General features: G+C 68.8%; 1 protein-coding gene. It reads right to left on the minus strand.

What is annotated here, in order from left to right; all coding sequences use genetic code 11:
- Positions 1-20 precede the first annotated feature (20 nt).
- Positions 21-12,401, minus strand: coding sequence for a filamentous haemagglutinin family protein (locus Q8O96_RS28120; RefSeq protein WP_305949830.1), 12,381 nt, complete (start codon positions 12,399-12,401; stop codon positions 21-23).
- Positions 12,402-12,453 lie beyond the last annotated feature (52 nt).

Consider the following 12,453-nt stretch of genomic DNA (forward strand, 5'->3'; position numbering starts at 1 on the left):
CTTGCTACCACGAGAGCACCTTACAGCGTCAGTTGCCCACGCTCCTCATCGGTCAGGCGCGCCCGGGCCTGTTCGCTCAAGGGCCCGGCCCCCAGTACCTGCACTGGGCTGTCGGGGTTGTAGCCCGGGGCGCGGCTGGCTTCTTCACGCTGGCGTTGCACCGGTTCGGAACCAAAGCCCAGCACTTCCACGGTGACGATGGACGCCCGGCCCTGCCTGGCTGCCGCCTGCTGATTGCGCGCCGCCTCCTCCGCTGCCTGGGACGCCGCCGAACCCGCGGCACTGGCCGAGCTCATGGCGCCGGTATTGACCGCCGCCGTGACCGGCACCCCGGACGACTTGCCCTGGGTCTGGATGTTCGCCGCGTTGACCACCCGCAGTGCGGCGATATTGACGTTGCCCGAGACCCGGATACCCGCCTCGCCGGCATCGATGGTGCCCAGGGGGGCGATCAGGTCGATGTCGCCGGCCGCCACCTCGGGAATCGGGTTGAGGGTGGCGATCCCGGCCCCGGTGCTGGGCACCGACGGTGACAGGCTGACGTTGCCCCAGGTGTCGTAGACCCGCTTGGGCGGGGTGTAGACCACGGTGGTCTTGGAGCCCCGGCCGGCGTTGATGTCGCCCGCCGCCGACCAGCCCATGATCGAGCCGCCGAAGGTGGTCATGATCCGGCTCTGGCCCAGGAGGATGCTGCCCAGGGAGTACAGCTGGATGTCCCCCGCGCCCTGGGTGATGACCCCGGCCGAGGCCGGCGGCGCGGTGCCTTCGATGCCGAAGGTCTGGTGGCCGCCCGGGGTCAGCATCTGAATATTGCCGCCGAAATCGGTGTGCACCCCGGCGCCGTCGAACAGGGTGATATCGCCCTTGTAGGTGATCGGGTTGCCGGCCACATCGGTACTCGGGAACAGCCCGGCAATCGCCGCCCGACCCCGGGCGTAGCTGCCCTGGCGTATCCCGCCGTCCTGGGTGTACTCGCGGCCGGCGGCCTTGAGCTCGGCAAAATACACATCCCGGGCAAACACCCGCTGCTGTTCCGCCGGCAAGGCCGCGTAGTAGGCCCGGGCCTGGGCGCTGTCGCCGACAAAGCCGAAGCGCTGCGCCAGCCAGTCCAGCAGCTCACCCTCGTAGGTCTTGGCCACCTTGCCCGCCGACAGGCTTTCGCCAGGCTGAGCCAGGCGGCTCGGGTCCAGATAGGCTTCGACAAAGCGTCGATAATCCGGGCCGCTGGCACCGACCCCGGCCTGCATCACGATGCTCGCCCCGGGACGGCTGTCCCCCGCCGCCACGGCGCCGAGGCTGGTGACGCTGACCCGGTCTTCCATGAGGATGTTGCGCCCCGCGGTCAGCTCCAGGGTCCCGGGGCCGGCAACGTTGAAGCTGCTGTAGAGAATGTCGCGCCCGGCACTGGCGATGGAGATGTCGCTGGGGTTGTGGTGCACGAACAGGTTGCCGCTGAAGGTGTATTCGCCATAGGTGCTGTTGCCGCCCTTGGCCCCGCCAAGACCGGTGCCGCTGCTGACGATGTCCTGGCCGGCCTTCATCCAGACTGCGCCACCGCCTTCATAGTAGGTCTGCCCCAGGCGTGGGTCGGACGCCGTGGTGAGGGTCAGGACGCGGCCGCTGCTGACCCCCAGCAAGTCGCCGTTGATGGCATAGAACCGCGACGGCTCGGTGTTGCCCGCCCACTGGTTGGTCGCCGTGTTGGGACCGAAGGCAAACAGCGGGAACACCCCGCCGCGGGCCCGGTTGCCATCGGCGGAGAGATTGCCGCTGGCCGCCAGGGGAATCCCTTCCAGGGTCGCGCTGGTGGCCATGAAGGCTGGGTGCTCGGGGGTCGCCAGCGCCTGCGCCGAAGCGCTGGAGCGGCTGACGGTCAACTCGCCACCGTAGATCGAGTCACCGGCCAGCAGCTGCAACTGGCCGTTCAGCGAAGGCGCCAGCACCAGTGCCGCCGGAACCACCGCCGCCCCCGCCTCATACAGGCTGGATTGGCCGTAGTAGAGGCTGCCGCTGGCCGCCACGGCGCGCAGGGTCGGCGGGTAGACGGTGGCCATGTCGGTTTCCGTGCCCCTGGTCAACGGCGTGAGGTTGCCCCCGGCCGAGTACAGGTCGATGGCGCTGCGCTCGGTCCACAGGGAGAACCAGCTCTGGCCGATGCCGGTGGCCCCGCTGGCGCCCTGGTAGGCCCAGCCATTGGCCAGGGGCGCGCGCCCGGGGTCGGCCACGGTCTGCAGCACCAGGTCGCCACGGGTCGACAGGCTGAAGGTGGCATCGCCCGGCATCAGGGTCATGCCGCCTGCGGCCACCGCCAGGGTCGCCCGCTGCGGCTCGAAGGCCCGGGTTTCGCTGCGGCTCTGGTCCGCCGCCTGGGCGCCGTAGTGCAGGTCCAGGCTGCCCAGGGCTGCGCTGCTCAGTTGCGCATGGCCGCGCAGGTTCACCAGGGCGCCGTTGAACACGCCAAAGCCGACCTGGCTGTAGGGGTTGACCTGCCCGCCGACGCGCAGGGTCAGGTCGCCACCGCCGGTCACTTGCCGGCTGCCATCGGCGGCCACCCGGCCGGTGCTGCCCACCGCCAGGATCAGCCCGGTGCTGCGCGGGTTGACGTAGCTGGCGTAGACCGGCGCCGCCATGGGCGCCAGGGCACCGGCATCACCGCCGACCTCGACCTCCAGGTTGCCGCCGCCCAGGGTGCCGAAGCCGGTGAAGCCGACCATCTGATCGGCACCGCCGGCGCTGTTGGCGGTGTAGGTGCCGAAGTTGATCCACCAGGCCGTGTCCCGCTCCACGCCGCCGCTCAGGTCGTTGCCCTGGCGCCACAGCCAGTTGCCCACGTTGCTGGAGTCGTTGCCGGTGTCGCTGGCCACCGGGCGGCCCGGGGGCAGTTGGTTGGGCAGGGTCACGATGTTGCCGCCGAGGTTCGCCCCGACCTTGATCCGCAGGTTGCCGCCGCCGTCCGGGTACCAGGCCCGGTAGACACTGCTGGCGCCACCGTCCACCAGGGACTCGTAGCCGCCGGCGACGTTGTTCAGCACTTTCTGGCCGTTGCCTCCCCGCGCCAGGTTGTAGGGATCGCTGGCCGAGGTGGCGCTGGAGGAGGTGCCGGCGGTGTACACGCCGAACAGCGAATCCATGCTCAGGTTGCCCGCCGCCAGCAGGTCGAGGTCGGCGGCACCGGTGCGCACGACGCTGAACCGGGTGCTGCTGGGCACCAGGGCGTAGGTGTCGCCGACGGCGCAGTAGCTGGGGGTGTTGTCGCACAGCGCAGGGTCACCGAACTCGTCGAAGTTGACCGGCTGGCCGACCATGCTGTCGTCGCCGAAGAAGTCCAGGGAGCCCTCTTCGGTCCAGACATACTGCGCCTGACCGAACATCCCGTAATGGCTGTCCGCCAGGTGCAGGTTGCCGGCCGTGGTCTGGCTCTGCAGCACGCGGCTGTCGGCCGCCGCGGTGTCGGCCCCGGCCACCAGGCGCAGGGACCAGGACTGTGCGCCCTCTGTCAGCATCGGCGCGATGGCCCAGAGCTTGCCCTGGCGCCCGCCGTTTTCCGGCCGCAACAGCACCGAGGCCACCCCGCCCGGCAGCTTGATATCGGTGCCCGAAGGAATCAGCGCCCCACGGGACAGCTCTTTGCCACCGTCGAGCACCACCAGGTTACGCGCCCCGGCAACGCCCGGCAGGGGCACGCCCTTGGGCCAGGTCAGGGCATTCACCGCGGTATTGGCGGTCAGCAGGGTGCCGGCCTCCAGCACGCTGCCCGGGTTCAGGGTCAGGCTCTGGTTCAACAGGGTGCCGGCGGCGAACAGCAGCGTACCGTTGCTGTCGCGCACCGCGGCGGCCAGCACCGTGCCCGCCGGCAGCACCAGGCTCTCGCTGAGGGTCGCCGCCACCGGCAGGCGCGTGCCCTGCGGCAGCGTCAGGGCCTTGATCGGCAAGTCGTAGTTGAGGGTGCTGCCCCCAGGGAACAGGGTGCCGTCGGCCAGGGACAGGCCGCCCCCCGGAATCACGATATCGCCACCGGTGAAGTCGATGCCGGCCCGCAAAATCCAGCCATTGTCGTCATCGGTGCCCGGCGGCGGCGCGAAACCATCGTTGATGCTGCCGTAGACGTTCAGGTCGCCACCGGCGCGCAGGCTCAGGCTGCCCACTTCACCGGAGCCGTAGACGTTGTCGTCCTTCTGGGTGTGGGGGTTGAGGCTGGCGTAACGGTAGCCGGACAGGTCCAGGTCGCCCTGCACCACCAGGTCGCCGTCGGCGGTCTTGCTGACGATCTGCACCCCGGGCCGCAGGTGCAAGGCATCGGCGTAGGTGGCGTTGTTCAGGCCGGCCAGCTTGTTGTGCAGCAGGTCGTTGTTCTGCAGCGCAGCGTTGATAAAGGCGGTGCTTTGCAGGTGCTTGGCCTCCAGGTAGGCCTGGGTGATCTCCTGGTAAGGGCGCCCGCTGGCGGTGGCGTCGGTTTTTTCCGGGGCATCGTCGTAGCTGATCATGCCGTTGACCGCGATCGAGCGCGCGCCCTGGATATCCAGGCGGCCACGGGCATCGATGTCGATGTCATTGCTGCTCTGGTCCGCCTGGACGATGCGCGGCGCGTTCAATTCCAGGGTGCCGCGGCTGCGGCCGTCGTTCTGCCCCGGGGCGCTGCCCGACGCCACATCGGTGCCGTGGCGCAGGTCGATGCGCGCGCCGTCGGCCAGGGTCAGGCGGCCCTGGCCCGAGCTCAGGACCACGCTGGCGCGGTTCGGCGAGTCGATGATCTTGCCGAAGCTGTCGACCCGCAGCGTGCTGCCGTGGGCGTCCAGCAGCGCGCCGCTGTCCAGGGTCAGGCCCTGGCTGGCCGCCAGGTTGATGCTGCCGACCCGAGCGCCACTGGCGTCCACCCGCCCGCTGACCCGCAGGCTGCCATGGTCCAGCGAGACGTTGATGCTGCTGGCCTTGACCCCGTCGCCAATGGTCAGGTCGCCCTGCTTGAGCTGGAAGCTGCGGGCGCCAAAGACCTGCCCCTGGTTCAGGCGCTGGTTGAGGGCGGCGAACTGCTCGTCCAGGCTGCCGCTGCTGCCCAGGTGCTGGGCCTGGATTTCCACCGCGCCGCCGAGGAACGGCACCAGGGTGCCGCCGGCATCGTACTGGCCACTGCTGCCGCCGAGGATGCTGCCCGCCAGGTCGACCCGCCCGGCCGCGCTGTCCAGCGCCACCACCCGCAGCTTGCCGGCCTGGTTGTGGCTGGCCGAAAGATCAATGGTCGAGCCGGCCGCCTGCAGCACGTTGCCGCTGCGGCTTTGCAGCAACACTTCGCCGCCGGCGCCGTATCGGGTCAGGTCGTTGAACGCGATGGCGCGACCGGCCACATCGACCCGCGCCGCGTCGGTCAGCAGCACATCGCCACGGGCGCCCAGGGTCACCTTGCCGCTGGGCAGGACCACGGCGCTGGCCAGACGGATGCTGTCGCCCTGCAGGGACAGTTCCGCGCCCTGGCCATTGGCCGCGCCACGGGGGCCCGCCGAGGCACCGATGTCGATGGCGCCACCGGCGCTGATGCGGTTCACCGAGCCGGCCTCGCCAGTCATCAGCGGGGTGAGGATATTCAGGTTGCCGCCACTGTAGGCAAAGCCGCTGAGCGGGTCGAAGGCGCCCTGGCTCTGGTAGACCGCCAGGCTGCCCTTGTGGTTGGCGGTGATGCGCTGGCTGGCATTCAGGTTGACGTTGGCAAAGCCCAGGGCCAGGCGGTCGAAGTTCTGGGTGGTGCTGGGCTGGGCGAAGGCGCCGTAGCCGAACTCGATGCGCTCGGCGTCAATCTGCAGACGCCCGCTGCCGGTCCCGGCCCCTCCGGCCACCACCGCCCCGGCCGGGGTCACCGCGCCCTGCCAGATCAGGTTGGCGGTGTGGATGCTGGCCACGTCATTGGCCCCGCCCGCGCCGTAGATTGCCGGAGTGGAGAGCATCAGGTTGCTCAGCAGCGACTTGCCGGTCAGCGGGTCGTAGGTGTCCAGGGTGGCGCTGCCGTAGAAGTTGAAACCGTCCCGCGCCGAGAGCTGCAGGGTCTCCAGGGCCGGCGCGCCGAACTGGGTGTCGCCGCGCAGCAGGCGATCCAGCACTTGCTGGGTCAGGGTCATGCCACTGGGCAGGCGGTTGCCCGCCGCCGCGGCCGCCAGGGCTTCGGGGCTGCCGACATTGATGTTGTTCAGGCCCAGGTTCAGGTGACGGGTGCCGTAGCGCACCTGATCACCCAGTTCGAAGGTGTTGTCAGTCAGGGCGACGATGCTGCCTTCGGAATACAGCGCGGTCTGCCCGCTGCAGGGCGCGCTGGCGCAGGAACCGACCTTGATGCCGCCGCTGCTTTGCCCGCCGGCCTGGACCTTGCTGATGACATTGAGCAGGCCATTGGACACCGCCAGCATATTGGCCACCTGGTAGGTGAAGCCGTCCCGGGCGTCATAGCTGGCCTTGCCGCGACCCAGGGTGTTGATGGAGGCGCCCTGCTCCAGGACGATCTCGCCGCTGTTGCTCACCAGGAACACTTCCGGCGCGGCCAGGGTCACGCCTTCGCGCAAGGTGATGGAGCCCTTGGGCGCGTTGATGCCTTCGGCCAGGGTGATGTAGTTGCCGCCCTGGCCGTACTTGACCAGCGTCAGGCCACCGAGCATCAGCCGCGCCGCGCCCAGGGTATTGAGGCTGTCCGCGTCCAGGGTGACGCCGCTGAAGCCGCTGGTGGCCGACTTGCCGGCGGCCACCACTTCAATGCCGCCGCTGCCCATGTTCAAGATCGCCACGGTGCCGCCGTAGCCGCCCTGGGCGGCGTCGAAACGACCGATGCCGCGGAAGGAGAAGGCCTGCGCCCCGGCCCCCGTTTGCAGCGCCAGCTTCAGGGTCTTGGCGTCCACCGGCAGCATCGGCCGGGGCACTCCGAGGCGCGCCGCATCGGCCAGGGCGAACTGGGCGTAGCCGGTTTCGTTGTACTGGGAATAGCGCCGCAGGGTATCGGCCGAGGTCAGGATCAACTGGCTGGCCACGCTGTTGCTGATCCCGGTGTTGGCGATCGACAGGCGCCCGGCGGTGGACCAGGAGCCATTGCGCAGCTGCTGGGCCGCGCTTTCGCTGCCAAGCCCGGCCAAGCCGTTGATTTCGACGCGAAAGGCCCCCGGCATCAGCGCATAGGTGGACGGCATCAGGGTGTAGGTGCCCGCCGCCAGCCCCGGCACGCCACTGCCGATGGTGATCTGCTGGCCGATCAACGGGTCCACCGCGCCGCCTTCCGGAGCCACCGGCGCATAGCCCGGCTGTGCCCCGGGGACGATGGCGTAGATTGGGTTGCTGCCCAGGCCCGGCAGGATGAAGCTGCCGTTGGCGCCGATCTGCACCAGCGGGCTGTAGCGCGCATCGGTGGAACCGCCGCGCCCGGAAATGAACCCGGCCCCCAGCAGCTCGCCGCCACCGGACAGGTCCACGGTGGCATTGGGTTGCACCTGCACCGACTGGCCCCCGAGGATCACCCCGACGCTCAGGTCGCTGTTCTCATTCACCAGGGCGCCCTGGCCGAGGAAGGTCACGGTCTTGCCGTTGTACTTGTAGACCTGACCGTCGACGGTGCCGCCGTAAGGCAATACCAGGCCCTTGCCACTGACCGAGGTCAGGCTGCCGGGCAGCAACTCCACCTGGCTGGCGCCCAGGTTGCCGATCTCGATCAGGCCCAGGGGCGCACGAATCACCCCGCCCTGCTTGATGCTGGCCGCACCCAGTTGCAGGCGGCCGAAGGCCGAGTACGGCACCGCCGGGTCGCCATTTCCGGTGCGGCCGATGGTCAGGGTACGGCTGGGGTCGAAGTTGATGCGGGTGCCGGAGATATCGTTGAGGTAACCGGCAATCACCCGGGCCCCGACCTCGGTGGCCGGGTACAACTGCGCGGCCCGCAGGGTCATGTCGCCCTGGGTCAGCAGCTGGGTGCTGATGCCCTTGGCGATCACATCGACACCGGCCCCGGCGAGGAAACGCATATCGCCCTGGCTGGTCAGTTGCACATGGTCGAAGCCACGGCGCTCGACGTTCAGCAGGCTGTTGTCGGCCTGGCGCAAGGTGCCCTTGCTGCCGAACACCACGTTGCCGCGCACATCGATCAGATTGGCGCTGGCATTGAACTGCGCCTGGGTGCTCCGTTGCGATGGCGTCCCGGTGGACACCGGGCGCAGGTACTGATCCTTGGCCTCCAGTGGCGCGAGGATGCCCGCCAGCAACAGGTAGGGCGCCGACAGATTGACCCGGGCGTTGGCCGCGGCACTCTCGCTCAGGTTCAGCGCGCCGCTGTACAGGCGCAGGCTCTGGCCCATGTTCAGCGACACATCGCCGTCAAAGCTCAGCAGGCCGTTGCTCAGTAGCGCCAGATTGTCAAAACCGCCGGCCGTGACCTGATCCACCCCGAGGCGGCCATGGCCGTACTCCAGGCTGGCGGCTGCGGCGTCGGCACTGGCCGGTAGCCCACTGCCCTGGTGGACCTGGCTGAGCACCAGCTCCCGCGCCTTGAGCACCCGGTCGTTGACCGCGTTCTTGATGTAGTACGGGCTTTCCAGGGCCAGGGACAAGGTGCCCCCCGCCGCGCCGGCGCCCCCGGCCCGGGCGACGAAGCGGCCGTCCAGGTACAGGCCGTTGTTGGAAGCGAAGCTGATGCTGCCACCGTTGCTGGCCACCTGCACCCGGCCCTGGCCGGGAATGTCCAGGGCCGCCTGGGCCCCGGAAGCGTCAAGACGCGCACCGTCGCGCACCACCACAAACAGGTCGCTGGCCTTGGCAATGCCGCTGGCCAGGTCGATCTCGCCGCCGATGGCGATCTTGCCGCCATTGCGCACCTGACCGTAATGACGGCCACGGTTGTCCACCGCGCTCACCGCCCGCGCCGCCACGTCGATCAGCGCCTGCTCGCCGACCCAGATCGAACGCCCGTGGCCGGCGGCATTGGCGGCCTCGGAACTGGCCACCGTCAAACCACCGAGGCTGACGCTGCCGCCCCAGGCATTGAGGGTGCCGTTCATCGTCAGTTGACCGACGCTGCGCAGGTTGATGGCCTGCCCCGGGTCGACACTGATCACCGCGCCCTGCCCCACGGACAACGCCGTGGTGGCCAACTGGGCCGCCGTGGAGTACTGATTGCCGGCGCTCAGGGTCAACCCGGCGCCACGGCGCTGGGTCAGCACGCCCTTGGCCGCGTCTTGCTGGTACAGGTCCGGCAGCCAGGGCTGCAGAACGCTGGCCGGATCGCTGCCAGTGGCACTGCTGCCAGCCTGGGCAGCGAAGCGGTAGACCGGCATCTTGACCTCGACCTGGGCGCCGTCGGCCACCGTCAGGCCTTCATTGCCGGTGATGTCGTAGGCACCGAAACCCTTGTTGAAGAAGTCCCCCGCCAGTTGCAAGGTTCCGGCTGGCGGGGCCACGTCCTTGGCGCCGATCAGCACCTTGTGCGCCTGCAGAGACAGGGTGCCGCCACCGTTGACTCCATGGCCGCGCAGCTCGCCCTTGAGGTCGAGCTGGCCGTCGGCGGCCAGGGTCACGTCGCCGCCCTTGCCACCGCTGGCCTTGCCGTCATAGCCGAGGCTGGCGCCGGAGCTGGCATCCACCAGAGTGCCGTTGCCCAGGTAGAGGTCGCTGCTGCTGCGCAACGACAGCTTGCCACCGTTGATAAAGGCCAGGCCGCTGCTGTCCGACGGGTCCAGGGCCAGGTTGCTCCAGCGTCCGCTGACATCCAGCTTGACTCCATCGGCCACCTCGACCCGGGCCTGGGCGCCGCCGCTGGGCGCGAGGATCACATCGCCGACCACGAAGTTGCGGTTCACATCCACCTGGTTCAGCACGTTGCCGGCGTTGATGCTGCCGCCGTGGGCCGTGAGGTTGGCGTTGAGCTGGACCTCTGGCCCGAACAGGGTGATATCGCCACCGTGCGCCACCTGCAGCGCGCCGTTGACCTGAATCTGCTGTTTGGCGCCGACCTTGATCGCCCCCAACTGAAAGCCGTTGAGGGTGTCGCTGTCGAGCACCAGCTGGCCCTGGCGGTTGGCCGGCAGGGCTGTGGTGAGGTCCAGGCCGGCGGCAATCTGCTGCTGGTTGGCCTCGATCAGCACCTTGTCCACGGTCGGGCTCAGGGCATAGCGCAGGGTGCCGCTGGCCTTGTTGTAGATCGGCGTGTAGTTGCCAATGATCAGTTGCGCGCGCTGGGCCGCGGCCTTGTGCGATTGCTGGTAGCCGTCGAGGTTGACGTTGGGCGCCTGGGTCTGGCGGTCGCCCTTGAACACTTCGCTGACCAGCTGGCCTTCAAGCACTGCGTTGCCGGTGCCGATCACCAGCTTGCCGGCGTCGCGGCCGACGCTGTAGCCGGCCTCGTAGCGGCGCTGCTGGGCGATCAGCGGGTTGTAGTAGTAATCGGTGCGGCCCCAGCGCGGGCTGCTGTCCACGTAGCCCTTGTAGATGCCGGTGTAGAGCAAATCCCCCGGGGCTCGAGACAGCTCGTACAGGCGCCCGTCAACGCCCTTGAGCCAGGTCTGCTGGATATAGCCGGCCTGCACATCGACGGTGCCGCCGGACAGGTTCAACTGGGCCCCGGACTGGGTCACCACCTCCTTGCCGGTGAAGGTCAGGGTGCCGCCCTGGGCCATCCACTCGCCAATGTTGTGGCCCTGGGTGCCCAGGTAGCCGCCCACTTCCAGCAGGCCGCCGGCGGTGTACCAGCGATCAGTGGCATAGCCATTGGTACCGGCCGGAACGAACACCAGCTCGCGCAGGTCGACCCAGACATCGTTGTTGATCAACTGGCCGCTGTCGCGGTTGCCCGCCGAGTCGCGCTGCTCGTTGCCCTGGACGTTGATCTTGATGGTGTTGGACTCCATCGCCACCTTGACCCCGACCGCGCCGGCCACGTCGATCACCGCACCGTCGCGCACCAGGCTGCGCTGCCCGGCACTGACCGCCACCTGGCCACCGGTGGCCAGGGTGATGGAGCCGTTCTGAAAGTCCACGGTGCCGCCGCTGACGATCTCCACCCGCGACTGGTCGCTGCGGTCGGCCACGCTGCTCAAGTTGTTGAACGGCCCGCTGATCAGGTTGGTCGGGGTGCCGTCGAGGTTGATCAGGCCATTGTTGCGCTGGCTGTCCAGGGCGGTGTTGCCACTGCTGTCCAGCAGGATCGCGGTGGTGCTGCCCTGCCCCAGGGTCACGCTGCCGGTGCTGTCGCTGGCGGCGTTGAGCAAATGGATGGTGCCGCGGGTGTCCACCGAGGTGCTGGCCAGGGCCACGCCGTTCTGTTGCACCCGGTGCCCGGTCAGGGTGATGTCGCCGGTGGACGCCATGATCAGGCCAGTGTTGCTGACCGTGCCCGCCGTGCTGCCGGGCTTGAGCGAGGTGGCGACCTCGTTGCCCCGTGTCGTCGAGTGCTGATTGCCGCTGGTGCCGACCCCGCGGCGGATGTAGAAACTGTCGCCGGCCGCCAGGGTGGTCTGGCCCTTGGCGGTGACAATGGTGCCGGCGTTTTCCACTTCCGACCCCAGCAGCAAGGCGTAGCCGCCAGACTCGGTGGAGCTGGCTGCCGGGTGGGTCTGGATCAGCGCGCCGCGCTGCACCTGGACCTTGCCCAGGGCATCGGTGAAGGTCGGCTGGGTGCCGTTGGCGTCCACATAGAGGCCTTGCTTGGTGAACTGCTCGTCGCTGATGGTGGCCGCAGCCGCCACCAGGTTGCGCACGTTGACCTGGCTGGTGCCGCTGAAGATCACCCCGTTGCGGTTCATGATCATCACCGTGCCGGCGCCCTTGATCTGGCCCTGGATCTCGCTGGGCCGACCGTTGGGGTCATTGACCTTGTTCAGCAGCGCCCAGTTGGACTGCTGCTGAAAATCCACGGTGGTGTTGCGCCCGACGTTGAAGGTCTCCCAGTTGAGGATGGCTTTGTCGGCGGTCTGTTCGATGGTCACCGTGGTCTTGCCGCCGGACTGGCTCTGCACCGGCCCCTTGGCGTTGATCCAGCCCTGGGCCAGGCTGTTGTCGACCTTGAGCCCGCCCTGGCCGAGGCCATCGGGAATCTGGCTCACCGTACCAAAGGCCGCCTGACGCGCTGCGGCCTGGGCCGCCTGCTGGGCGGCAATGGCGGCGACGCTGGCGTTGAGATTGCTCAAGGAACGCTGCAACTGCTGGTTGGCCCGGGTCTGCTGGGACAACGACGGAATCCCCGGCACCTGGCCGTTGGTGCGCGCGGCGGTGGCGGCCTGGGACGCGCCCTTGGCGGCGAACCAGCCGGAACTGAAGGCCGTGGCGCCATGGGCACTGCCCGCCACCATCAGCAAGGCAATGGCCTGGGCCAGGGGCTTGAGCCGCAGGCTCGGCAACTCGCCATCAAGGCGCTGGGCTGGGGATTTGACCGGTGGTTTGCAGCGAACCATGACTACTCATCCTTTGTTATGACGCCCACGGGAGCGCGACGCTTGTAGGCTT

The sequence above is a fragment of the Pseudomonas sp. LPH60 genome, assembly GCF_030718165.1.
Classification (GTDB): domain Bacteria; phylum Pseudomonadota; class Gammaproteobacteria; order Pseudomonadales; family Pseudomonadaceae; genus Aquipseudomonas; species Aquipseudomonas danubii.